The sequence below is a fragment of the Bradyrhizobium sp. 2TAF36 genome (assembly GCF_052114925.1).
Lineage (GTDB): Bacteria > Pseudomonadota > Alphaproteobacteria > Rhizobiales > Xanthobacteraceae > Bradyrhizobium > Bradyrhizobium barranii.
Genome location: NZ_JBFRFR010000034.1, coordinates 1 through 23,750, shown reverse-complemented (window position 1 = coordinate 23,750; position 23,750 = coordinate 1). Strand labels below are relative to the sequence as shown.

Below are 23,750 nucleotides of genomic sequence, written 5' to 3'. Positions count from 1 at the left end.
GCGGATAAGATGGATCGAAAAGCATTATGGGGGGATGGTATGTGGCTTAAGTCGTTTGTCGTTGCATCGCTTTTGCAGGCGAGTGTCGTCGGAGCTGCCCATGCGAAAGGACCATTCGGCAGCGTCAATGTCGGCAACTGGATCGGCGGCGCCTTCAGCAATGACGAGACGGGCGCTTTCTCCCATTGCGCCGCGACGACGCCTTATGCGAACGGCGTCATCCTCGTCGTGAGCCAAAATGCAGCCGGCACATGGTCACTCGCCTTTGCGAGTCCCAGCTACCGCTTCAACAAGGGCGAGAACGCCGCGATCGACGTGACCTTTGACGGGCAGGAGCAAGCCAGGCTGTTCGCCACGGCGTACCAGCCCAACATGCTCACGGCCATCATGCCGGTCAATGTTGTGCGCACGTTTCAGAAGGCGAGCCTGATGGTGGCGACAGCCGGCCGCGCCGTTCTGAATTTCGATCTGACCTCGACCGGGCCGGTGATCGCCGCATTGGCCAATTGCGTGACCAAGGTGAAAGCCGACGGGCTCGACAAGGCCGGCGACTTCACCAAGGTCGCCGCCAAGCCGCAGCCTGCGCCGGACAAGCAGGCGCCGCCGGCCGGCGGCAAAGTTGCCAGGGCCAAGACCGGCACCGGCTTCGTGGTCAGTGCGAACGGCCACGTCGTCACCAACAACCATGTGATCGACGGCTGTGTCGGCGACATCAAGGGCAACCTCACCGGTGAGGCCGCGATGGTGCTGCGCGTCGTGTCGAGCGACGTCAACAACGATCTCGCTTTGTTGCAGGCGCCGTCGACGACGACATTCAAGGACTTTGCGCGGATCCGCGATCGCTCGATCCGCTCCGGCGATTCCGTCATCGTAATCGGCTTTCCCTTCCATGGCTTGCTCACGTCGGACTTCACCGTGACGACCGGTATCGCGAGCTCGCTCAGCGGCATGCGCAACGACACGCGTTTCCTGCAAATCAGCGCGCCGGTGCAGCCCGGCAATAGCGGCGGCCCGCTGTTCGACACCACCGGTCAGATCGTGGGCGTGGTCACCGCAAAGATCCCCGCACTGCGCATCGTCGCTGCGACCGGCAACATTCCGGAGAACATCAACTTCGCCATCAAGACCGGCATGCTGCGCGACTTCCTCGACAATTCCGTGGTGCCCTACCAGACCGCCGAACCGAAGGGCGAGCTCAAGACCACCGACATCGCCGGCAACGCGCGGCCGTACACGATGCTGATCTCGTGCAACGGCACGGAGCAGGCCGACGCCAAGCGGTAGACTGCGCTTCAGCCTCCGCTGTCATGCCCCGCGACCCGGCTACGCCAAGGCTTTGCCGGGGCTTCAGTCTAGGGGCGCCGAAGCTTCAGCGTCGGCGGCGAGCGGGGCATCCAGTACGCCGCGGCTTCTAGATTCGACACGACCGTCTCGGAGTACTGGATCGCCCGGTCAAGCCGGGCGATGACACCGTTGGTGTGGGCACAGGGCACCCGCCGTCTCACCCGTGGCAGCACGCTCCCTTCGCCTGCGGCTCGTACTGGTCGCGCAGGCGGACCCAGTCCATCGGATAGGGCAGGCCGTCCTCGTGACGACCGAGCGGGGTGAGGTCGAGATATTGATAGGCCGCGTTCATCATGTCGAGACCGCGGGCGAAGCATGAATAGGTATGGAAGATCTCGCCGGCCTCGTTGCGGTAGAACACGCTGATACCGGGCAGCTCCGGACCGTAGAACGGCGTGGTGCCGAAATTGTATTTCGACACGCCCTTGTCGATCTGCTCGCGCGTGAACGAGACCTCGTAGTCGTAGTTGAAGTCGTTGCTCCCTGACGAGACCCAGTCGAAGGTCCAGCCCATCCGCTTCTTGAAGGCCTCGAGCTTGGCGCTAGGTGCCAGTGAGATCGCAACCGTGGAGGTGTCGCGCGCGGCGAGGTGCGGCACCATGCGATCGAGACCGTCGGCCCAGAACGAGCAGCTCTTGCACGCGGCCTCCCAGTCGGGTGCGAACATCACATGCTGCACCACGAGTTGCGGGCGGCCCCCGAAGAGATCGCCGAGCGTCACCTTGCCGTTCGGTCCGTCGAACACGTAGTTCTTGTCGACCTTCACCCAGGGCAGCGCGCGGCGCTGCTCGGCGAGGCGCTCCCGGGCCTGGCTGAGCTCCTTCTCATGCGCCAGGTGGGCCTTGCGGGCCGCGATCCATTGCTCGCGCGAGACGATCTGATGTTGCTGCACGGTATCCTCCTTGGTGTCAGGCGACGAAGGCGTCGAGCTTGTCGAGGCACGAGCTCCAGCCGCGCTGGTGATTGTCGCGTGCGGTTTCGTCGAAGAACTGGGCGTGATGGAAGATCATCAGCGTGCCGGCGCTATCCGGCTTCAGCGTGATCGTCACCAGCGATTCGCGCTCCGGCGTCGAATGCCAGGCCCAGGTGAACACCAGCCGCTCGTTCGGCACGACCTCGCGATAGATGCCGCCGGCCTCGAAATATTCGCCGTCGTCACCGGTGAAGCTGATGCGGTAGCGGCCACCGGTACGTACATCGAGCTCGGCGTCCAGCGTCGCCGGCTTCATGTTCGGCGGCCCGAACCACTGGACTAGCTGCGCGGCTTGCGTCCAGGCGGCGTAGACTTTCTCCGGCCGTGCGCGGAGCCGGCGCGTGAGCGTGAGGCTTGGACGTTCGTTTGGACGCTCGCTTGGACGTTCGGCTGTGCGGGGATCGGCGTTGACGGCTGCGTTGGCCATGTCTTGTCCTCCACGAAGGTGGCGAGGCGGTCGAACTTCTCGGACCAGAACTGCGCGTAGCGATTGAGCCAGTTCATCGCCTGCTCCATCGGCTGCGCGGTGAGCCGGCAGGACACCGTGCGTCCGGTCTTCTCCCGCACGATCAGGCCCGCATCCGTGAGCACGTCGAGATGCTTCATGATCGCCGGCAGCGAGACCGGAAACGGCGCGGCCAGCTCGCTCACCGACAGGCCGTCCCGCTCGCCGAGCCGCGCGAGAAGGGCACGCCGCGTCGGATCGGACAGCGCCGCAAAGGTCCGGTCGAGCGTCTCGTCTCTATACTTAACCATTTGGTTTAGTATAAACGTGAACGAGAAGGCGTCAAGCAGGAACCCGCGCGTCCGGATCTGCACGACTGCGTGATCAGGCAGTGCTCAGTGTGAGGCGCGACTAGTACGGACGAACGTACCGACCGCGTAGTGACGGCTGAAGCGGAGGCCGTACGGCCACCTGGGCAGGATTTTGCGCGCAATATCCCTTGCGGCCCGACGCGCTCATCTGACACTGCTCGCGGGTCTGATAGGAGCAGTCGCCGGGATAGCCGTATTCCGAGTTCTGAATGCACCACGCGTAATCATAGTCCGCGCGCGCCGGGCTCCCGCCAGCGAGCCACACAAGGACTATGGTGCCCAGCACAAATTGCGCCTTGCCCATGACCGACCTCCCATGTTCGCCGCGCGACATCCGACCTCACAGAGTGAAAGGCTCGCGGAGCCGGTTTATTCCGGAGCGATCGCGCAAAAATACGCGGCTGCGCAATGCGCGCGGCTAGTACGGTGCGACGGGCCGCGCGCGACGGTGCGGCCGAGGTTGCGGCTGCGGCGCCTGGCCATAGGCCACAAGCGGATTGGGCCCGCAGTACAGCAAGCGGCCGGAGACGCTGGCCTGGCATTGCTCATAGGTGCTGTAGGCACATTCGCCGGGATAGTCATACTCGCCGCCCTGGGCGCACCAGGGATAGTCGCGGGCCGCCGCGGGCGTGACGGTGACGAAGCCGGCAAGGACCGTCGCGCCCAGCGTCAGCAGCGCCAATTGCGTCTTGCGCATGATCCAGACTCCTCTCTTCACAGGGCGAGATACGCGCCATGTATCATCAGGTTTCGCCGCGCCGTTTTATTCCAGATCAACGGAACGAAGTACGCAAGAAAAAAGCCCTGCCAGGCGGCAGGGCTCCAATCTCAGGGATCACAAGATCGCTACTCGACCTTCAGGCCGGCGAACTCGACGACCTTCTTCCACTTCTCGGTCTCGGCCTTGATCTCCTCGCCGAACGCCTCCGGCGTCTGCACCCGCGGCTCGCCGCCGAGTTCGACCAGTCGCTTGGTCATGTCGGGCTCCTTCATGAGCGTATTGATCTCATTGTTGAGCTTGGCGATGATCTCCTTGGGCGTGTTCTTCGGCGCGCCCATGCCGAACAGCGCGCTGGCCTCGTAGTCCTTCACGGTCTCGGCGATCGCCTGCACGTCGGGCAGCTGCGGCGAGCGCTCCGTGGTGGTGACGCCGATCGCGCGAAGCGAGCCGGAGCGGATGTGCTGGATGATCGAGGGCATGTTGTCGAAGATCACCTGCACCTGGCCGCCGAGCATGTCGGTGATCGCCGGCGCCGCGCCGCGATAGGGCACGTGCTGCATCTTGCAGCCGGTCAGCGCCATGAACATCTCGCCGGACAGATGCACCGAGGTGCCGTTGCCGGACGAAGCCATGTTCACCTTGCCGGGATTGGCCTTCACATATTCGATGAACTCGGCGACGTTCTTGGCCGGAACGTCCTTGTTGACGGTCATCACGTTCGGCACCCGCTGGAACGAGGCGACCGGCGCGATATCGCGCACGAAGTTGAATTTGAGGTTGGTGTAGAGCGAAGCGTTGATGAAGTTGGCCGGATTGACCAGTTGCAGCGTGTAGCCGTCGGGCTCGGCATTGACGACCGATTCGGTGCCGATATTGTTGCCGGCGCCCGGCTTGTTCTCGATGACGAATTGCTGGCCGAGCCGTTCCGACAGCCGCTGACCGATCAGCCGCGCCAGGATGTCGGTGGCTCCGCCCGGCGGATAGCCGACCACCCATTTCACGGGCCGGGCCGGATAGTCGGCGGCAAGGGCCTTCGACAGCGGGGTGGCTGCAAGCGGACTGGCTGCGAGCAGGCCCAGCGCGGTACGGCGAGTGATCATCTCAAGGGTTCTCCCAACGTGTTGTTCTTGAAAGCCAGATGGCTTCAAAGTCGACGCGGTTGTAACAAAGCTTGCCGCAGGCGGAAAGTGCGCCCGGCGCATCACGACGAAAGGATAAGGCGTGCCGGTCAAGGTCGAAGCCCTCGATCATCTCGTCATCAACGTCGCCGACGTCGCAGTGACCGCCGAGTGGTACCGCAGGATTCTCGGCATGGAAGTCAAGGTGTTCGACCCCGGCGGCGGCAAAGCGCCGCGGACTTCGTTGCAATTCGGTAACCAGAAGATCAATGTCCGGCCGCGCGATGCCGACAAGGTGGAGTGGTTCACCGCGGACCATCAGACCGCCGGCAGCGAGGATCTGTGTTTCCTCACCTCTGCCGCGCCCGACGAGGTGGTGGCGCATTTGACGGCACAAGGCGTCGCGATCGAGGAAGGCCCGGTTCCCAAGCAGGGCGCCCGCGGCACGCTACGCTCGGTCTATTGCCGGGATCCCGATGGCAGTCTGATCGAGATTTCGTCGTACGAGGACGGTGGTCGATAGGGCCGCGCTGCCGGTCCAAGCGCCGTCATTGCGAGGAGCCCTTGCGACGAAGCAATCCAGACTGCCCCCGGCGGAGACAGTCTGGATTGCTTCGCTGCGCTCGCAATGACAATGGAGAGAGCGGGCGCTACACCTCCCCCGATTTGCTCCCCGCGCCATCCGATGGCAGGAAGACGCAATAATCAAAAGGCAGCCGCCATCAAGATGCAGGCTGCACGGGGAGGATTCATGCCTATCCAACAGACCGCAGCCGGACTCGTAGGACCGTTCGACGGGCTCGACGTGCCCTGGCTGCTGAAGCTGCGCGCAGAAGTGCGACGCGATCATGCGTTCCTGATCTGGGCGCCGTTCGGCGCGCCGGCGCGGCGCTGGAGCTATGGCGAGTTTCACGAGCGCGTCGGCGCGCTCGCGGCGGGGCTGGCGAGGCGCGGCGTGAAGCCGGGCGAATATGTGCTCATTCATCTCGACAATTGCATCGAGGCGCTGCTGGCCTGGTTCGCCTGCGTCGAACTGGGCGCCATCGCGGTGACCACCAACACCCGCTCGGCACCGGCGGAGATGGAATATTTCGCCGATCATTGCGGCGCGGTCGCCGCGATCACGCAGCCGGCCTATGCCGAGCTCGTCGCRCAAAGCTGCCGCAACATCCGCTGGCTGGCGGTGACCTCGCACGATGCGGGCGCGGCGCCCGCGCGAGCGGCCTCGCGCGGCGACAGTTTCGATGCACTGTTCGCCGATAGCGCTGACCGGCCGCTTCGCGCGACCGACCCGTTCGCGCCGTGCAGCGTGCAGTACACGTCAGGCACGACCTCGCGCCCGAAGGCGGTGCTATGGACCCACGCCAACGCGCTGTGGGGCGCCAAGATCAACGCCGCGCATGAGGACCTTCACGCCAGCGACGTGCACCAGACCTATCTGCCGCTGTTCCACACCAATGCGCTGGCCTATTCGATGCTGGCAACGCTGTGGGTCGGCGCCACCTGCGTGATCCAGCCGCGGTTCTCTGCGAGCCGCTTCTGGGGCGTCGCGCGCGAGCACGGCTCGACCTGGACCTCGACGATCCCGTTCTGCATGAAGGCGCTGCTCGAGCAGGAGATCCCGAAAGACCACAAATTTCGCCTGTGGGGCACCGCGATCAACGAGCCGCCGGCGTTTGCTGCGTTCGGCGTCAAGATGATCGGCTGGTGGGGCATGACCGAGACCATCACCCACGGCATCGTCGGCGAGGTTGACCAGCCCAACATCCCGATGTCGATCGGGCGCGCCGCGCCCGAATATCAGATCCGCATCACCGACGATGACGGACGGCCGACCGAGGTCGGCGACACCGGCAATCTCGCGATCAAGGGCATCCCTGGGCTGTCGCTGTTCGCCGAGTATCTGCACAATGAAAAGGCGACGCGCGAAAGCTTCGACGAGCACGGCTTCTTTCTCACCGGCGACCGCGTCGAGCGGCTGGAGAACGGCTTCATCAGGTTCGGCGACCGCGCCAAGGACATGCTGAAGGTCGGTGGCGAGAACGTCGCGGCCTCCGAGATCGAGCAGGTGATCGCGGTGGTAGCAGGCGTGCGCGAGGCCGCGGTGGTGGCGAAGAAGCACCCGATGCTGGACGAGGTGCCTGTTGTCTTCATCATCCCGCACGGCGGCGTCGCGGGCGCTGCGCCTGATCTGCATGATCGCGTGATGGCGGCCTGCGGCGCGGGACTCGCGGATTTCAAGGTGCCGCGCGAAATCAGGCTGGTCGACGACATGCCGCGCTCGACGCTGGAGAAGGTGGCGAAGGCGGAGTTGCGGAAGATGGTGGGGTGAGCGGCCGCGCCAAACGACGACTCTCGTAGGGTGGGCAAAGCGGCTTGTCCGCCGTAGCTCGAAGAGCGAAGGCGGAAGCGTGCCCACCATTCATGCAGCGAATGAGGATACATGGTGGGCACGGCGCGCGAGGGGCGCGCCTTTGCCCACCCTACGGCATCGTGCTCAGAACGATCCCAGCGCCACCGGCCGGAACGCCTGCAGCAGTTGCTGATCCAGCTTGCCGCCCATGCCTTCCATCATCGTGAAGGCGCGCGAGTGGGTGAAGGGCATGCGGTAGGCGCGCTTCTCCACCAGTGCCGCGTAGATGTCGACGATCGTCGTGACCCGCACGATGTCGCTGATCTGGTTCGACGACAGGCCGTTCGGATAGCCAGAGCCGTCGAGGAATTCGTGGTGATGCAGCACGACGTCGAGCATCTCCGGCGGGAAGCCGCCCTGCTCCGCGAGCGCGTCATAGCCGCGGCGCGGATGCTGGCGGACCTCGGCCATCTCCTCGTCGGTGAGCTTGCCCGGCTTGTCGAGCAGCACGGAGGGAACGAAGGCCTTGCCGACGTCGTGCAACAGCGCGGCGCGGGTCAGGCGACGCTGGTCGTCCTCGCGCATGCCGAGATGCTGCGCAAAGGCGACGGCGAAGCCGGTGACGAACAGGCAGTGGCGGTAGCTGCCGACATGATGGCAGCCGACGGTGGTGAGCCATTCGCGCAGCGATGAATGCTTGATCGCCTTCAGGATCTTGCTCTCGGCGGCGATGACGTCGTCGAAGGTCAGGGGCACGCCGAGCGGCAGCTTCTCGAACATCTTCCTCAGCACCGCATGCGCCGCCTCGACGCCGCGATTGAGCGTCTTGCCGCGATCGGTTGCGTCGTAAGTGGCGGTGTCGGGGAACGCGGCGCGGATGCGCTGAAGAATTGCATCGGGCTGAAGCGGCCGCGAGATCGTGTCGGTGGCGCCCAGTGCCCAGGCCTGCATGGTGCCGTGATGCAGGGCATCGGCGAGCACGAACAGCCGCGGCATCGTGCGATAGGCATCGCCGCGCAGCTTGTTGCGCACCCGCTGCACGCTCTCAGGCGAGCGCAGATTGATGTCGACCACGAGACCGGACAGATCGCGCGACGGCTGCTCGGGAATATCCTGCGTCGTCACCGTCGAAACGTCGCCCACGGCCTTCAGGATGCTGGCAAGCTCGGTGCTCTCGTCGCTCCGGTCGGAAGCGAGCAAGAGCCGGCGTTTGGCGGCGGATTTGGCTGGCGCGTTCATGGCTTCCCCAGAGCACGGGAGTATATTTGGCGTCAGCCTAAGCCGGATCAGGTTCTCCGGCCCTTAAGAGGCGTGCTCAACGGAACCCTCCGGAATTGGGTGCAATTTTAGGGATTTTGGGTCCCCGCCCTGCTTCCAGTCAAAACGGCGAAAACAACCCCATGCACAGTAGAACCGGCCTTGATGGCAAAGGGATATTTCAAGCACCCAACTTCGTCATGGCCGGGCTTGTCCCGGCCATCCACGGCCTTGGCCCGCGGCACGAAGAACGTGGATGCCCGGGACAAGCCCGGGCATGACGGTGAATGTGGGATGCACAGGATCCCAAAACAAATCCGCCGGAAGTTGCCCTCCGGCGGATCAGCTTACTTGGCAATTGCGCCTCGCCTCACGCCTTCATCGCCCCCTTCACGGCCTCGGCCGTGATCGGCAGGGCCCGGATGCGGGCGCCTGAGGCGTTGAAGATGGCGTTGCCGATTGCCGGGGCAATGACCGTCACAGCGGGCTCGCCGACGCCGGTGGCCTTTTCGCCGTTGGCGATCACGGCGACGGCGACCTCGGGCATCTGGCTCATGCGCAAGGGCGTGTAGCTGTCGAAGTTGGTCTGCTCGATGCCACCGTCCTTGAGCGTCGCCTTCTCGTACATCGCCAGCGACAGGCCCCACAGCGCCGCGCCCTCGACCTGGGCACGGATGTTGTCGGGATGCACCTGCGTGCCGACGTCGGTTGCGACCGTGAGCTTCTTCACGGTCACCTCGCCCGACGGCGCCACCGCGACATGGGCGACGCACGCCGTCCAGCTCGCGGTCGCGCGCTCCTGCGAGGAGACGCAGGCGACGCCCATGCCCTCGCCTTTCGGCAATTGCTTGGTACCGTAGCCGGACAGCCCCATCGCGGCGAGCAGCGTGTTGCGCAGCCGCTGCGCGCCGCCGTCGTTCTTGCCCTTGCCGTCGAGCAGCGCGATGCGGAACTGCGCCGGGTCCTTGCCGGTCGCAGCTGCGATCTCGTCGATCATGCTTTCGACTGCCCAGAACGTCCAGCCGGGCGCCACCGAGCGAAGCTGCCCGGACGGCGTCGCATTGTGCGCGAGCTCGTTCTTGATCGCGCGCACATAATGGTTGGGCACCGTGTAGAAGAAGTCGGCCCCGTTCACCGTGAAGGAATCGAGCGGGCCCTTCTTGTCGACCGAGGGCGTCAGGAAGTCGGGGATGCCCCAGCGCGCGGTCGGCCAGGCCGAGACGACGTCGTGGCTGAGCGCTGTGAGCTTGCCGTCGCTATCCACGCCGGCCTTGACCTTCTGGTAGGTGAGCGGACGCGAGAAATCCATCGTCATGTCGTTCTCGCGCGTATAGATCACCTTCACCGGCTTGCCGATGGCCTTCGCCGCCTGCACCGCCGGCACCATCATGTCGGCATCGAGCCTGCGGCCAAAACCGCCGCCGAGCCACATCTGGTGCATCACCACGAACTTCGGATCGATCCCGGCGGCGCCTGCTGCAATCGCGCCGGAGCGCGTCGCGAACTGGTTGCCGGAATAGATGTGCAGGATGTCGCCCTTGAACTCCGCCGTGGCGTTCATCGGCTCCATCGGCGCGTGGATGTTGATGCTGGTGGTGTACTCCGCCTCCAGCACCTTTGCGGCCGAGCCGAACGCCGCGTTGGGATCGCCGTCCTTGACGAAGAACTGGCCGGAATCCTCGAGCTTCTGAAGCCGCTTGGCTTCGTCGAGCAGCGACTCGCTCGAGACCTTCGCGTTCGGACCGCCGTCATAGGCGATCTTCAGCGCCGCGGCCGCTTTCTTGGCGTTGGCATAGGTGCTGGCGACCGCGACGACCCAGCCCGATGTCGTGCCGGTCTTGTCGTCGAGGGTGATGGCCTTGATGAAGCCCGGCACCTTCTTCGCAGCCGAGTCGTCGACCGACTTCACGGTGGCGCCGAAGCGCACCGGCGGCGTCACCACCGCGCCATAGGCCATGCCCGGCAGCATCACGTCGATGCCGTACTTGGCCGTGCCGTTGGTCTTGGAGGGGATGTCGAGCTGCGGCACCGACACGCCGATCATGGTGTACTGATCCGGCGTCTTCAGCTTGATCGCCTTCAGCTCGTCCGGCGTGAAGGTCTTGGTCGCCTTGCCGCTCTTCACGACATCGGCGAACGACATCTGCTTCTTCGACTTCGGATGCGAGATCACGGAATCGCGCACCACGAGCTCCGACGCCGGCACGCCCATCGCGGCCGCCGCGCCTTCCGTCAATGCCGTCCGTCCGGCTGCGCCGGCCCGGCTCATCGCGTCGAAGTTCATCATGGTCGACCAGCTGCCGCCGGTGATCTGCGCACCCAGCACGGGGTCGTTGAACTTCGGATCGTTGGAGGCAAGCGCGACGCGCATATCGCTCCACTTCGCGCCCAGCTCCTCGCAGACAATCTGCGCCATGGTGGAGGCGATGTGCTGGCCCATGTCGGCCTTGCCGCAGGTCACGGTGACCAGGCCATCGGGCGCGATCGCATACCAGACGCTCGGCTCGAAGTTCGAAGGCGCAGCGAGCGCCTCACCGATGCCGGGCACGCCGGCATAGCCGAGCACGAGGCCGGTCGCGGCCGTGCCGACCAGGAAGGAGCGGCGGCTGAGATCGGTCGCCTCGGGTGTGACGGTGTTCACGTGCTTATTCATGTGGGCCTCCGTTCGTTGCCGGAGACGGATGCGGTGCGCATCTCGGTAGCGGCGCGCATGATCGCCTTCTGGATCCGCGAATAGGTCATGCAACGGCAGAGATTGCCGTCCATATGCGCCACGACCTCCTCCTTGGTCGGATTGGCATTCTTGGCCAGCAGCGAGGCCGCCTGCATGATCTGCCCGGACTGGCAGTAGCCGCATTGCGGCACCTGCTCGGCGATCCACGCCTTCTGCAGCGGATGATCACCCTTGGCGGAAAGGCCTTCGATGGTGGTGATCTTCTTGCCGGCGACATCGCCGACCATGGTCTGGCACGAGCGCACGGCTTCGCCGTTGACGTGCACGGTGCAGGCACCGCACAGCCCGGCACCGCAGCCGAACTTGGTGCCGGTCATCTGCAATTGCTCGCGGATCGCCCAGAGGAGCGGCGTGTCGTTCGCCGCATCCACGGACAGACTCCGCCCGTTGATGGTGAGAGTTGGCATAGGCGTCTTCCCCTGCCGGTGCATGAAGCCGCTTACGGCGGCAACTTGAACAATGGACGCCCACCGGGCTGGCGCCCACCTTGATCGCAAGAATGATCGGGTTCGCAGCCAGAGGCAAATGCAATTTGGAATCGATCGAAACTATCGCGGCAGCTCAGTGTTGTGCGTTGCGACAACGGCACCCGATGCAGCGACTGGACGCAACAGAGAATGCATCAGGCATGCGTGCCATCGCGTTCAGGCAGTTTCTTCCAGGTAACTTGACCGGCTAGAATGTAACCGCCGACGCGGATGCCCCTTCTCCCCTTGTGGGAGAAGGTGGCGCGAAGCGCCGGATGAGGGGTATCTGTCCGCGAACTCGATGGGCAGTTTCGCGTGCGGAGAGATACCCCTCACCCGTCTCGCCGCTTACGCGGCGAGCCACCCTCTCCCACAAGGGGCGAGGGTGCACCGTCATCGTGGCTAGATAGAACAACAAGGGCGGAAGCAATGCCAAAAATCGATCGGGACGGTGTCGGGATCTACTACGAAGTTCACGGCGACGGTCCGCCGCTGCTGCTCACCCACGGCTATTCCTCGACCTCGGCGATGTGGCATGGCCAAGTCGACGCGCTCGCGAAGGACCACAAGCTCGTCCTGTGGGACATGCGCGGCCACGGCCAGTCCGACTATCCCGACGATCCTCATGCCTATAGCGAAGCGCTCACCGTCGGCGACATGGCCGCGATCCTCGATGCGGTCGGCGCCGGGCGCGCCATCATCGGCGGGCTCTCGCTCGGCGGCTACATGTCGCTCGCGTTCTATCGCGCTTATCCGCAACGCACCCGTGCCCTGCTGATCATCGACACCGGCCCCGGCTTCAAGAAGGACGACGCGCGCGAGGCCTGGAATGCACGGGCGCTTGCGACCGCCGACAAGCTCGACCATGAAGGTCTCGACATGCTGAAGTCGGCGACACGCGAGCGCGCCACCGCGAGCCATCGCAACGCCAGGGGATTGGCGCTCGCCGCACGCGGCATGCTGACCCAGCGCGACGCCCGCGTGATCGAGCTGCTCCCCGACATCAAGGTGCCGTCGCTCGTCGTGGTCGGCGCCGACGACGCGCCGTTCCTCGCGGCGTCCGACTACATGGCCGCAAAAATCCCCGGCGCACAAAAGGTCGTGATCCCCGCCGCCGGTCACGCCGTCAACATCGATCAGCCCAAGGCTTTTATTGACGCGGTGACGCCTTTCCTGAAGAACTTGCCGGGATAGGACGGTCGGACAGGGACACTGGCAATGAAGCAAGCGATACTGGCTGCGAGCGCGGTGCTGCTATCGATGTCTGTGCAGGCTGAGCCGTTCGGCGGCACGCCGCCGCGCCGGCCCTTCGTTGCGACCTTGTCGAACAACACGCCGCTCGCCTTCGGCATGGATGCCGAGCAGACCGCGCGGGCACTGGGGCAGCCGCTGCAATATGTGCGCGGACGGCCCGGCAACGAGATCTATCTCGCGCTTCGCAACCTCGGCGGCAGCGGTCTGATCCCCTACCGCCATCGCCTGTTCCTGCAGTTCCGTCACGGACGGCTGGCGGGATGGAAGGAAGACTACGGCGAGAACTGGATGTGGGAGTGAGAGCGACGCACAGCCGCCTCCCCTCATCCTGAGGAGCTTGCGGAGCAAGCGTCTCGAAGGATGAAGGCCCCCGCTGCTGCTTCTCGGCCTCCATCCTTCGAGACGCGCTGACGCGCTCCTCAGGATGAGGGGAGAGATTAGAGTTCGTAGTAACCAAGAAGGACAACCCGCGTGGGACAAGACATCAAGCTGACGGCTTCCGACAATTTCCAGCTCGGCGCCTATCGCGCCGATCCCTCAGGCGCCCCGAAGGGCGCGGTGGTGGTGATCCAGGAGATCTTTGGGGTCAATCACCACATCCGCTCGGTCTGCGACCGTATCGCCGGGGAAGGCTATGTCGCGATTGCGCCGTCGATCTTCGACCGGACCTCGCCGAACTTCCAGTCGGGCTACACGCCCGACGAGATCGCCGAGGCGCGCAAGTTCGTCGCCAGTCCCGACTGGGACGCGATGCTGCGCGACACCCAGGCCGCGATCGACGCGGTGAAGAGCGTCGGGCCGGTCGGCATCATCGGATTTTGCCTGGGCGGCAGCGTCGCCTTTGTCGCGGCGACGCGGCTGTCGGGCCTGAAGGCCGCGATCGGCTACTACGGCGGCGCCGTGGTGCGCTTCGCCGACGAGAAACCGAAGGTGCCGACACAACTGCATTTCGGCGAGAAGGACGCCGGCATTCCCCTGACCGACGTCGAGACCGTCAAGGCGAAGCGACCGGATGTGGAGGTCTTCATTTATCCAGGCGCCCAGCACGGCTTCCATTGCGRCGAGCGGCCGAGCTACGACAAGGCGAGCTCGGATGTCGCCTGGCCGCGCAGCCTGGCGTTTTTCGCGAAGCATTTGAAATAGCGCGCGCGGCTCTCTCCGCTGTCATTCCGGGATGCGCCGCAAGGCGCAGGCCCGGAATCCATAACCACGAACTGGGGTTATGGATTCCGGGCTCGCGACTTCGTCGCGCCCCGGAATGACAGAGCGAGTGCGTGCGCCTGGCCTCAAAGCAGGAATCGGGTGGCTGCATCACGGCGCCCGGCGATAGAGCTGGCCGATCAAGCCAACTCGCGCCGGGAGATCACCATGCAGCAAGCCATCACGCACCTCGTCATTCGCAATCCGTTCGGAACCATGGACGTCCCGGGCCCGGACGATTCTGAAGTCATGGACTACGCGGCGACCGCCACGCTGGCCGGCGATGCGGCCGACATCAACGCGGCGGCATGGACATCCATTGCCGCCCTCTCCGATCCGCTCGAGGGCATCTGGGCTAGCAGATGGAATGGCGGCGCCGATCCGACCATTGCGGGCGATACGCCGGACAGATGGAAAGAGGGGCACGCCGAAGTCCGCGTCGCGGGGAGCCGGATCTATCTGCGTTTCGACTGGGACCATGGCCGCCGGCACGGCCTGATCGATGCTGCGCGCGAGGGCGCGCGCCTGGCTGGAAAGTACATCAACCTGACTACGCCTGCGATCACGCGGCCATGGGTCGGGCACGTGGTCGATGGCACGCGCATCGACGGATGCTTTCCGAACGGGCGGCTGGATTTCAGGCGGTGAGCTAGAACCAGCGCTCGCCGACGAACACGGTGTCGCCGGGGCTCAAGGGAGTGCCGAGCGGGACGATGGCGCGCATCGCGCCGCCGGCTTCGGTGTGCGTGACGGTGACCACGTCGCGCTTGGCGCGGGGCGAGAAGCCGCCGGCGATCGCGACCGCGCTTTCGACCGTCATGTTCGGCACATAAGGATATTGGCCGGGTGCGGTGACTTCGCCGAGGATGAAGAACGGGCGGTAGGCTTCGATCTCGACCGCGACCGAGGGCTCGCGGATGTAACCGTTGCGGAGGCGCGCGGCGATTTCACCGGCGAGACCCGCCGGGGTGCGGCCGCGGGCCGGCACCCCGCCGATCAGCGGCATGGTGATCGAACCGCCGGCATCGATGGCGTAGCTGTTGGTGAGGCCTTCCTGGCCGTAGACCACGACGCGCAGCCTGTCGCCTGCATCGAGATGATAGGAGGAGTCGTAGCGCACTGGCGCCGCCATCGGCGCGGCGTAGCCGACCGGCATGGGTGCAGGCGACGAGGCAAAGGAATTGCGCAACGCGCCGATGGCGCCGCCACCGTCGGCGACGACGACCGGCTGTGGTGCGCCATAGGGCTGACCATAGGCCATGGAGTCGAGATCGGCACGGGGCTGCATGACCGCGACGGGACCGGCGGTCTGCATGCAGCCGCCGAGGGCAAGCGCGGCGGACGCTGCCAAGGAGGCTGTCAAGATCGACCATCGAAACGCGCGTGCAACCGGCACCGGACCTAATCCCTCGAAACGAGACGGCCCCAGTCTTGCACTGGTTATGGTTAACAAAGCGTTGAGGGGGGCAGCGCGGCAATGCGGATGCGATGACACCGCACACTCCGTCATGCCCGGGCTTGTCCCGGGCATCCACGTTCTTGGTGCCGCACGAAGATCGTGGATGGCCGGGACAAGCCCGGCCATGACGAGTTGTTCGTGGCGAACTTACGCGCTCACGCCCACGCCGATCGGGCAGGACACGCCGGTGCCACCGAGGCCGCAATAGCCGGCGGGGTTCTTCGCCAGATATTGCTGATGGTAGTCCTCGGCGAAATAGAACGCGCCGGCGGGCGCGATCTCGGTGGTGATGGCGCCGAGACCTTTTGCAGCAAGCGCCTTCTGATAGAGCGCCTTCGATTCATCGGCCGCTTTCTTCTGCGCATCAGAGTAAGTGTAGATCGCGCTTCGGTACTGCGTGCCGACATCGTTGCCCTGGCGCATGCCCTGCGTCGGGTTGTGGCTCTCCCAGAACGTCTTCAGGAGTTTCTCGTAAGAGATTTTCTTCGGATCGAACACGACCAGCACCACTTCGGTGTGGCCGGTGCGTCCCGAACAGGTCTCCTCATAGGTCGGGTTCGGCGTGTGGCCGCCGGCATAGCCGACAGCGGTCGCGTAAACACCGTCGCCGAGCTGCCAGAATTTGCGCTCGGCGCCCCAGAAGCAGCCGAGCCCGAACACGGCCTGCTCGAGGCCCGCGGGATAGGGCGGCTGCAACTTCGCGCCGTTGACGAAATGGGTGGTCGCGGTGGGAATGGCTTGCGCACGGCCCGGCAGCGCCTCCGTGGCGCTCGGCAATGCGGTGGTCTTGCGCATGAACAGCATGATTGGCTCTCCGAGACGAGCTGTCCGTCGCTTGAGCCAATGCAAGAAGCCAAGGGCTCAGGCGGCGCGCTCGCGATCAAGGTGGGAATATAGGTATCTACGCAGGAGGGGGCAGCTCTGTTACGGCTGCCGTCAACGCGAAGTTCAGTCTCGGCGGGAATTGAAAGATCAATCCCGGGAATAACCGATCAGCGGCTTCCGCGGGCGGAACAGGATCATCAGCAGGATGCCCAAAATGCCGAGCACGGCGAAAACCGGCTGATCCAGCACGAGGCGGATCACCGAGGTCCAGAGCCAGGGCGCCTTGGCCTCGACCCAGGTCCGGAACGCCGTCTGGCTGGCCTGGTTGATGTCGTTCCAGAACTGGCCGAACCGGGTGAACCGCAGGGTCTGGTCGGCCACCCAGCGGGCGCCGTCATAGACCATGAAGATGAACCCGCCGGCCAGCAGCAACAGCCCAATCAGTCGGAAAAAGCCGCGGATCATGCCTCACCTATATGGTCGTCCGATCGGACGACCTCTGCAATGCCGCCAGCCAATAGCCGGGCGACGGCAGAAATTCAACCTCTTCAGGGCGTTACGGCGCGCGCTAGAGCGCCCAAGGCCCGTTTTCCAGCCCCGGAAAGCGTTGACGGTGCCGCAGACCCCCTCTATAAGGGCGCCAACTGGCGGTGGGCGCAATCCTGCCGCCGCTGTTCTTTGAGCAGTTGCAGGCTCCATGAGCTTTAATGGCTTGGAGCCTCAGAGACGACCGCAAGGCCGTCGCTCATGTTCCGGGAACAGCCCAGCAACCGAACACCCTAAATCCGAGCGTCGATTAAGCGGTCAAGCAGCCGGCGCTACCCGACCAAGACGCGACCGGTACCGCAAAGGATATTGAGACCATGGCCAATACCACTTCCGCCAAGAAAGCGACGCGCAAGATCGCCCGCCGCACCGCCGTCAACAAGTCGCGCCGCACCCAGATGCGCGGTGCCGTGCGTACCGTCGAGGAAGCCATCGCGACCGGCGACCGCGCCGCCGCGCTGAAGGCGATGGCGAGCGCCGAGCCCGCGCTGATGCAGGCCGCGCAGCGCAACATCGTTCACAAGAACAACGCGAGCCGCAAAGTCTCCCGGCTCACCGCGCAGATCGCCAAGCTCGCGAAGTAAGCTCGTCGAGTCATCCGATCGACTGATCGGATCGACATCGCGCTCGTCAATCAGCCCGGCTCGCGCCGGGCTTTTTGTTGCCTGTCACAATTCACGCTTGCGGTCGTTGGGCGACTACTCTTCCGTTGGAAGACTCGTGTCGTCTTCGCTGCGCTGCGCCCGTAATTTCACTGGCGGATGTTTTTGCAACAGCGGAAACTTTCACTGCGCTGCGAAAAATCCCTGCGGGGCGGGCTTAAGTTGAATCCGCGCGCGCGAGAGTTCTGCACACCGTAGTTTTCCCGGAACCGGTTCGCGATGGAGTTACCCTGCGAAACGAGACTCAAAAAGCGGTGTCTCAATAATCACTTATCGACATAGCGCCGACAAGCATTTGGAAAAATTGCCCGCAAGGCGTGCGCGTGACGCTTTTGTAAAAAATTTTTGGCGGTGGCGGAGATTTGTCACATGACGCGCGGCGCCTTCGAATCTGTGCACGGATTCAAACTCTTGCTCGCAAGCCTGTGCACAACTCCCGCGCGCCGTTAACGCTGGTCAAGTTTTTAGTCGCCTCAAGTGTGAATCAATTTCGTTGCGAGTCTTTCCGCATAGTGTATTCCTTAAGTCGTCCGCAGCGCCCACGATCTCAAGACCAGCGCGGTTTTAGAAACGGGGCGAGCGTGCAAATCGGCGGCGGTGTGCACGTAGGCGACGCTTCAACAAGCGATTGTCGGTTCAAAACCCATAGCAATATGGGAACGGTAGCTCTTTGTCTGAATGTCTCCAAGTGGGATCTTCGATCCCGCTCGCGCCAGACGCAAACGAGAGATGTCATGAAACTACCGCGACACACGTGATGGCGTAGCCGAGCGGACGAACAGTGCAGACGGGCGGGACATCGGCGACTTCAGTCGCAGTTGTCTTCAGGACACGCAGGACCTTGCCGTGAGCAATCACGGCAGGACGGGGAGGGTATCATGTCTTACGGACTCAACGCGGTATTGAAACAAGCCACCTATTCCAACGATGCCGGTTTAGATCAGCCCAACCTCCAGCCTCCCGCGTGTGACGGAGCGCCGAGTACGCGCTGACCTCGCGACCCCTCCATCTCTGACATCGCCAATCCGACCCGCGGCGTTCGCGCCGAACGGCGGAGCTGTGTCCGACGATGGAATCGCTCGAGGTCGTGCCCTTTGAAGGATCCTGGCGGGACCCCTTCATGGCACTCACAACGCAACTTTATCTCTCAATAGAAGTTTTTTGACGATGAACACATCGGAACAGGATCGCTGGTCACGCGTGAAGAGCCGGCTGCGCTCGAACGTAGGCGAAGACGTCTATACGAGCTGGTTCGCCCGTATGGATCTGGAAGGCGTGCAGGAGGAGAGCGTGCGGCTCTCGGTGCCGACGCGCTTCCTGAAGAGCTGGATTCAGGCGCATTATGCCGAGCGCGTACTGTCGTGCTGGCAGGCCGAGGCGCCGGAAGTTCATCGCATCGATCTCACCGTTCGCTCCGCGGTGCGCCCGGTTGTGCAGCAGAAGGAGACGCCTGCGCCGGTCGAAACACGCCGCGCACCCGCGCCGGAACTGCGCTCGACGGCGACTGCGCCGGTCTCCGCAAATCATGACGCGCTCGGCGGCTCGCCGCTCGATCCGCGCCTGACCTTTGCAAGCTTCGTCGTCGGCCGCTCCAACACGCTGGCGCATGCGGCGGCTCGTCAGGTCGCCGAAGGGCGTCGCGGCGATCCCGTCATGTTCAACCCGCTCTACATCCATGCCGGCGTCGGCCTCGGCAAGACGCATCTGCTCCAGGCCGTGACCTGGGCCGGCAATTCCGGCAACGAGCGCAAGGTGCTGTATCTCACGGCCGAAAAATTCATGTACGGCTTCGTCGCCGCGCTGAAGACGCAGACGGCGCTCGCCTTCAAGGAAGCGCTGCGCGGCATCGACGTGCTGGTGATCGACGATCTCCAGTTCCTGCAGGGCAAGTCGACCCAGGCCGAGTTCTGTCACACGCTGAACGCGCTGATCGATGCCGGCCGCCAGGTCGTGATCGCGGCCGACCGTCCGCCGTCCGACCTCGAAAGCCTCGACGATCGCGTGCGCTCGCGTCTCGCCGGCGGTCTCGTGGTCGAGATGGGCTCGCTCGGCGAAGAGCTGCGGCACGGCATCCTGAAGTCGCGCGTCGCCGCGGCCCGCGCCCATCACGCCACCTTCGACGTGCCGGAGGAGGTGCTGCTCTATCTGGCGCGCACCATCACCCATAACGGCCGCGACCTCGAAGGCGCGATCAACCGGCTTCTCGCGCATTCGAAGCTGAACAACCAGCCGGTGACGCTGGAGATGGCCGAGCGCGAGGTCCGCGATCTGGTCCGGCCGCAGGAGCCGAAGCGGATCAAGATCGAGGACATCCAGCGCGTGGTGGCGCGGCAGTATAATGTCAGCCGTTCCGACCTCCTGTCCTCGCGCCGCACCGCCAACGTGGTCCGTCCGCGCCAGGTGGCGATGTATCTCGCCAAGACGCTGACCCTGCGCTCGCTGCCCGAGATCGGCCGCCGCTTCGGCGGGCGCGACCACACCACGGTGCTGCACGCCGTGCGCAAGATCGAGGCGCTGGTCAACAAGGACACGGCGCTGTCCGAGGAAGTCGAGTCGCTGAAGCGCCAGCTTCAGGAATAAACGCCTAAGGCTCCTGCCATTCTCCCGCCGCCCCGGCCATGCCTGGGCGGCGGTGTTCGTTTGCCGGGACGGCCGCCCTCCTTTTGGGCTGTAAATCGTGGGGAACCACCCCGCAATCCCTTGAAACGGATGGCTTTCCGCGCCACCTTGCGCGACCCTGACGGCTTTGGTCATATCGGCTGGATGATCCGGCTTTTCGGGGTCTTCGATGCCGTGGCGCGCGTCCCGCCGCCCGGCTTTTCCAACGTTGTGTTTCCTTGGGGATCGGGCGAGTAGTGCAATGAAGGTTACGGTCGAACGCGCGCAACTCCTGAAATCGCTGGGTCATGTCCACCGCGTGGTCGAGCGCCGCAACACCATTCCGATCCTCGGCAACGTGCTGGTCCGCGCCGAGAACGCGAAATTGTCGCTGAAGGCGACCGACCTCGACCTCGAGGTGACCGAGACGCTCCCGGCCGAAACCGCGACCGCGGGCTCCACCACCGTGCCGGCGCACATGTTCTACGACATCGTGCGCAAGCTGCCCGATGGCTCGCAGATCGTGCTGGAGGCCGACGGCGACCGCGCCGTGCTGGCGATCCGCGCCGGCCGCTCGCGCTTTACGCTGCAGACCCTGCCGGAGAATGATTTCCCGGATCTCGCCGCCGGCGACATGTCGCATTCGTTCTCGCTCGCCGCCAAGGACGTCAAGCGGCTGATCGACCGCACCCAGTTCGCGATCTCGACCGAAGAGACGCGCTATTACCTCAACGGCATCTATCTGCACGCCGCGGGCACGGCCACGGCCGCCACCCTGCGCGGCGTTGCCACCGACGGCCACCGGCTCGCCCAGCTCGACCTGGTCCAGCCCAAGGGCGCCGACGGCATGCCCGGCGTGATCGTGCCGCGGAAAACCGTCGGCGAGGTGCAGCGACTGATCGAGGACAACGAGGCCGAAGTCACGATCGAGCTGTCGCAGGCAAAGATCCGCTTCACCATCGGCAATGTGGTGCTGACCTCGAAGCTGATCGACGGCACCTTCCCCGACTATGGCCGCGTGATCCCGCAGGGCAACGACAAGGAACTCGTCGTCGACAAGAAGGATTTCGAGAACGCGGTCGACCGCGTCTCCACCATCTCCAGCGAGCGCGGCCGCGCCGTGAAGCTCTCGCTGTCGCCGGGCAAGCTGGTGCTATCGGTCACCAACCCGGATTCCGGCAGCGCGACCGAAGAGCTCGAAGTCGAATACGCCTCCGACGCCCTCGATATCGGCTTCAACTCGCGCTACCTGCTCGACATCGCCGCCCAGATCGAAGGCGACGTCGCCACGCTGAAGCTCGCCGACCCCGGCTCGCCGACGCTGGTGCAGGACAAGGACGACAAGAGCGCGCTGTACGTGCTGATGCCGATGCGGGTGTGAGGGACGTGTTCCCTCGCCAGCGCACACTGCCTTTAGAACCAAGCGCGATGCACGTTACTGCGCCCTCTCCCCTTGTGGGAGAGGGCTGCACCGGTGTTTGACGCAAACTCACTTGGGTGAGGGGTTGGTGCCACGAGACCCGTCCCATCGACCTACCTCCCCGCCTCTCCGCCAATTTGCACGGAAGATGCGGCACGAGCCGACTGACGCCGAAAGGGCAATGTGGCGCTTGCTGAGGGATCGTCGGCTCTCCACATTCAAGTTTCGCCGACAGCAGCCGTTCAAGAACTACATTCTCGACTTTGTCTGTTTCGAGAAAAGACTCGTGATCGAGATTGACGGAAGCCAACATGCAGAATCAGAAAGCGATGCAGCTCGAGACGCGGCCTTGTCCGCCGAAGGTTTCGCCATAGCCCGCTACTGGAACAATGACGTGCTACAGCAGCCCACTTCTGTGTTGGAAGACATCCTTGCAAAGCTTGCCGGGCGGTAAGATACCCCTCACCCGTCGCCTCACTTCGTGAGGCGCCACCCTCCCCCACAAGGGGGGAGGGAAGGCACTGCCCGGCAATGACGAGTTAAAATGACCCCCTCCCGCATTCAACGCCTGACGCTGACGCATTTTCGCAATTATCGGGCGGCGGGGCTCGAGACGGCGGCCGACATGGTGGCGCTGGTCGGGCCGAACGGGGCCGGCAAGACCAATTGCATCGAGGCGATCTCGTTCCTGTCGCCAGGCCGCGGCTTGCGGCGCGCCACGCTGGAAGATGTCGCCGACAACCAGGGCGACGGCTCCTGGGCCGTGTCGGCGCAGGTCGAGGGCGCGCTGGGGCTCGCCACGCTCGGCACCGGTATCGACGCGCCGCGCCCCGACAGCACGATCAGCCGGCGCTGCCGCATCGACCGCGAGCCGGTGAATTCGGCCACCGCCTTCGGCGACCATATTCGCATGGTGTGGCTGACGCCGGCGATGGACGGGCTGTTCATGGGCGCGGCCTCCGAGCGGCGGCGCTTCTTCGACCGCCTGGTGCTGGCGATCGACAGCGAGCATTCCAGCCGCATCTCCGCGCTCGAACGCTCCCTGCGGTCGCGCAACCGCCTGCTCGAGACGCGCAATTACGACGACCATTGGTGTGACGCAATCGAGCGCGAGACCGCGGAGCTTGCGGTCGCGGTCGCCGCAACGCGCGGCCAGACCGCAGCGCGCCTCACCGGCATGCTCAACGCGCGCGCGCAGGAATCTGCCTTTCCGTCCGCTCAAATCGCGCTGGACGGCTGGATGGAGAACGCGCTGCTCACGGAGACCGCGACGTCGGTCGAGGACCGCTACCGCCAGATCCTGCGCGACAACCGCCCGCGCGACGCCATCGCCGGCCGCACCACCGACGGCCCGCATCTCACCGATCTCCAGGTGATCTATGCGCCGAAGAGCATGCCGGCGCGCGATGCCTCGACCGGCGAGCAGAAGGCGCTGCTGATTGGCCTCGTGCTGGCGCATGCGAGCCTGGTCGCCGAGATGACCGGCATCGTGCCGCTGCTGCTGCTCGACGAGGTCGTCGCGCATCTCGATCCGAACCGGCGAGCGGCGCTGTTCGAGGAGCTGCGCAAGCTCGGCGCGCAGGTGTGGCTGACCGGCGCCGACCCCGCCGCCTTCGCCGACATTGGCGCAGGCGGCGATGTCTTTGACGTCGAGAGCGGACGTGTCTCCGCCCGGCGATAGACCGCGCCGTTGAACCCGGCCGTTTGCAATCGCGACTAGCCTTTGAGGCCGCGGCGATGCCTGTCACGGCCTTCGCCAGCGCGCAAATGACATCACGCGCGAATACCCTGGAGAATGAGATGCGGACGGTAAGGACCGGGGTGCGAGTCCCGGCTCAATGGCTGGCCTTTGCGTTGTCCGACCCGGAGACATGGGTAACAGAACGTACCTAAGACATAGGTGACAACCACGTGCCGTTCGGGTTGTCGAGGGGTTGCAAGGTCATTTCCTCCAGTGGTCGTTTGAACTGACGCGGAACGCCCATCCGGGGGTGGCGGAGCGT

The 23,750-nt window shown here is 64.6% G+C and carries 23 protein-coding genes and 1 pseudogene; 12 read left to right on the top strand and 12 right to left on the bottom strand.

Features of this window, described 5'->3' with window-relative positions; all coding sequences use genetic code 11:
* The first annotated feature begins 39 nt into the window (after positions 1-39).
* Positions 40-1,284: a S1C family serine protease gene (locus tag AB4Z51_RS20675; RefSeq protein WP_441497870.1), complete on the top strand. Its 1,245-nt coding sequence runs from the start codon at positions 40-42 to the stop codon at positions 1,282-1,284.
* Between the two features lie 217 nt (positions 1,285-1,501).
* Here AB4Z51_RS20675 and AB4Z51_RS20670 read toward each other — a convergent pair whose 3' ends face one another.
* The 6 genes and pseudogenes from AB4Z51_RS20670 to AB4Z51_RS20645 form a co-directional block, all read right to left on the bottom strand.
* Positions 1,502-2,236, bottom strand: coding sequence for a DUF899 domain-containing protein (locus AB4Z51_RS20670; RefSeq protein WP_441497869.1), 735 nt, complete (start codon positions 2,234-2,236; stop codon positions 1,502-1,504).
* 16 nt (positions 2,237-2,252) lie between these two features.
* A pseudogene (locus tag AB4Z51_RS20665) lies at positions 2,253-2,585 on the bottom strand (SRPBCC family protein); the annotation flags it as partial.
* A gap of 11 nt (positions 2,586-2,596) precedes the next feature.
* Positions 2,597-3,073, bottom strand: a complete 477-nt coding sequence (locus AB4Z51_RS20660; protein WP_063980086.1) for an ArsR/SmtB family transcription factor — start codon at positions 3,071-3,073, stop codon at positions 2,597-2,599.
* 100 nt (positions 3,074-3,173) lie between these two features.
* On the bottom strand, positions 3,174-3,437 hold the full coding sequence (locus tag AB4Z51_RS20655; RefSeq protein WP_063980087.1) for a DUF3551 domain-containing protein: 264 nt from the start codon (positions 3,435-3,437) through the stop codon (positions 3,174-3,176).
* A gap of 114 nt (positions 3,438-3,551) precedes the next feature.
* On the bottom strand, positions 3,552-3,830 hold the full coding sequence (locus tag AB4Z51_RS20650) for a DUF3551 domain-containing protein (protein ID WP_247305812.1): 279 nt from the start codon (positions 3,828-3,830) through the stop codon (positions 3,552-3,554).
* 149 nt (positions 3,831-3,979) lie between these two features.
* A complete protein-coding gene (locus AB4Z51_RS20645) occupies positions 3,980-4,954 on the bottom strand; it encodes a Bug family tripartite tricarboxylate transporter substrate binding protein (protein WP_071908968.1) in 975 nt (324 codons plus the stop codon).
* A gap of 121 nt (positions 4,955-5,075) precedes the next feature.
* On the opposite strand from AB4Z51_RS20645, the gene AB4Z51_RS20640 reads away from it, so the two are divergent.
* Both AB4Z51_RS20640 and AB4Z51_RS20635 read left to right on the top strand, forming a co-directional pair.
* On the top strand, positions 5,076-5,495 hold the full coding sequence (locus AB4Z51_RS20640; protein ID WP_441497868.1) for a VOC family protein: 420 nt from the start codon (positions 5,076-5,078) through the stop codon (positions 5,493-5,495).
* A 228-nt stretch (positions 5,496-5,723) separates the two neighbouring features.
* Complete coding sequence (locus AB4Z51_RS20635; RefSeq protein ID WP_441497867.1) at positions 5,724-7,304, top strand: AMP-binding protein; 1,581 nt, start codon at positions 5,724-5,726, stop codon at positions 7,302-7,304.
* A 165-nt stretch (positions 7,305-7,469) separates the two neighbouring features.
* On the opposite strand, the gene AB4Z51_RS20630 is transcribed toward AB4Z51_RS20635, so the two are convergent.
* The 3 genes from AB4Z51_RS20630 to AB4Z51_RS20620 all read right to left on the bottom strand — a co-directional run bounded on the left by AB4Z51_RS20630 (position 7,470) and on the right by AB4Z51_RS20620 (position 11,723).
* Positions 7,470-8,564 (bottom strand): HD-GYP domain-containing protein, encoded by a 1,095-nt coding sequence (locus AB4Z51_RS20630; RefSeq protein ID WP_166066153.1) that lies wholly within the window; start codon positions 8,562-8,564, stop codon positions 7,470-7,472.
* A 388-nt stretch (positions 8,565-8,952) separates the two neighbouring features.
* Positions 8,953-11,235 (bottom strand): molybdopterin cofactor-binding domain-containing protein, encoded by a 2,283-nt coding sequence (locus AB4Z51_RS20625; protein ID WP_441497866.1) that lies wholly within the window; start codon positions 11,233-11,235, stop codon positions 8,953-8,955.
* Positions 11,232-11,723 (bottom strand): (2Fe-2S)-binding protein, encoded by a 492-nt coding sequence (locus AB4Z51_RS20620; protein WP_014491023.1) that lies wholly within the window; start codon positions 11,721-11,723, stop codon positions 11,232-11,234. The genes AB4Z51_RS20625 and AB4Z51_RS20620 overlap by 4 nt, the downstream gene beginning before the upstream one ends.
* Before the next feature lie 489 nt (positions 11,724-12,212).
* On the opposite strand from AB4Z51_RS20620, the gene AB4Z51_RS20615 reads away from it, so the two are divergent.
* The 4 genes from AB4Z51_RS20615 to AB4Z51_RS20600 all read left to right on the top strand — a co-directional run bounded on the left by AB4Z51_RS20615 (position 12,213) and on the right by AB4Z51_RS20600 (position 14,885).
* Positions 12,213-12,977, top strand: coding sequence for an alpha/beta fold hydrolase (locus AB4Z51_RS20615; RefSeq protein WP_441497865.1), 765 nt, complete (start codon positions 12,213-12,215; stop codon positions 12,975-12,977).
* A 24-nt stretch (positions 12,978-13,001) separates the two neighbouring features.
* Positions 13,002-13,337 carry a hypothetical protein gene (locus AB4Z51_RS20610; RefSeq protein ID WP_441497864.1) on the top strand — a complete coding sequence of 112 codons (336 nt, stop codon included), beginning with the start codon at positions 13,002-13,004 and terminating at the stop codon, positions 13,335-13,337.
* A 171-nt stretch (positions 13,338-13,508) separates the two neighbouring features.
* Positions 13,509-14,180: a dienelactone hydrolase family protein gene (locus AB4Z51_RS20605; protein ID WP_441497863.1), complete on the top strand. Its 672-nt coding sequence runs from the start codon at positions 13,509-13,511 to the stop codon at positions 14,178-14,180.
* 225 nt (positions 14,181-14,405) lie between these two features.
* Complete coding sequence (locus AB4Z51_RS20600; protein WP_441497862.1) at positions 14,406-14,885, top strand: hypothetical protein; 480 nt, start codon at positions 14,406-14,408, stop codon at positions 14,883-14,885.
* A 1-nt stretch (position 14,886) separates the two neighbouring features.
* On the opposite strand, the gene AB4Z51_RS20595 is transcribed toward AB4Z51_RS20600, so the two are convergent.
* From AB4Z51_RS20595 to AB4Z51_RS20585, 3 genes are all read right to left on the bottom strand, one after another.
* Positions 14,887-15,633: a polysaccharide biosynthesis/export family protein gene (locus AB4Z51_RS20595; RefSeq protein ID WP_028151117.1), complete on the bottom strand. Its 747-nt coding sequence runs from the start codon at positions 15,631-15,633 to the stop codon at positions 14,887-14,889.
* 210 nt (positions 15,634-15,843) lie between these two features.
* Positions 15,844-16,500, bottom strand: coding sequence for a peptide-methionine (S)-S-oxide reductase MsrA (gene msrA / locus AB4Z51_RS20590; protein ID WP_063980097.1), 657 nt, complete (start codon positions 16,498-16,500; stop codon positions 15,844-15,846).
* Between the two features lie 168 nt (positions 16,501-16,668).
* Positions 16,669-16,986: a hypothetical protein gene (locus AB4Z51_RS20585; RefSeq protein WP_007616084.1), complete on the bottom strand. Its 318-nt coding sequence runs from the start codon at positions 16,984-16,986 to the stop codon at positions 16,669-16,671.
* A gap of 398 nt (positions 16,987-17,384) precedes the next feature.
* Between AB4Z51_RS20585 and rpsT the strand changes: the two genes are divergently transcribed.
* The 5 genes from rpsT (at position 17,385) to recF (ending at position 23,428) form a co-directional block, all read left to right on the top strand.
* Positions 17,385-17,651 carry a 30S ribosomal protein S20 gene (rpsT, locus tag AB4Z51_RS20580; protein WP_028151115.1) on the top strand — a complete coding sequence of 89 codons (267 nt, stop codon included), beginning with the start codon at positions 17,385-17,387 and terminating at the stop codon, positions 17,649-17,651.
* A 1,245-nt stretch (positions 17,652-18,896) separates the two neighbouring features.
* Complete coding sequence (dnaA, locus tag AB4Z51_RS20575) at positions 18,897-20,309, top strand: chromosomal replication initiator protein DnaA (RefSeq protein WP_063980098.1); 1,413 nt, start codon at positions 18,897-18,899, stop codon at positions 20,307-20,309.
* Between the two features lie 280 nt (positions 20,310-20,589).
* The gene (gene dnaN, locus AB4Z51_RS20570; protein WP_014491013.1) at positions 20,590-21,708 is read left to right on the top strand and encodes a DNA polymerase III subunit beta; all 1,119 of its coding nucleotides are present in this window, start codon (positions 20,590-20,592) and stop codon (positions 21,706-21,708) included.
* Positions 21,709-21,835: 127 nt separating this feature from the next.
* On the top strand, positions 21,836-22,201 hold the full coding sequence (locus AB4Z51_RS20565) for an endonuclease domain-containing protein (RefSeq protein ID WP_441497861.1): 366 nt from the start codon (positions 21,836-21,838) through the stop codon (positions 22,199-22,201).
* 90 nt (positions 22,202-22,291) lie between these two features.
* Positions 22,292-23,428, top strand: a complete 1,137-nt coding sequence (recF, locus tag AB4Z51_RS20560; protein ID WP_441497860.1) for a DNA replication/repair protein RecF — start codon at positions 22,292-22,294, stop codon at positions 23,426-23,428.
* The last annotated feature ends 322 nt before the right edge of the window (positions 23,429-23,750 follow it).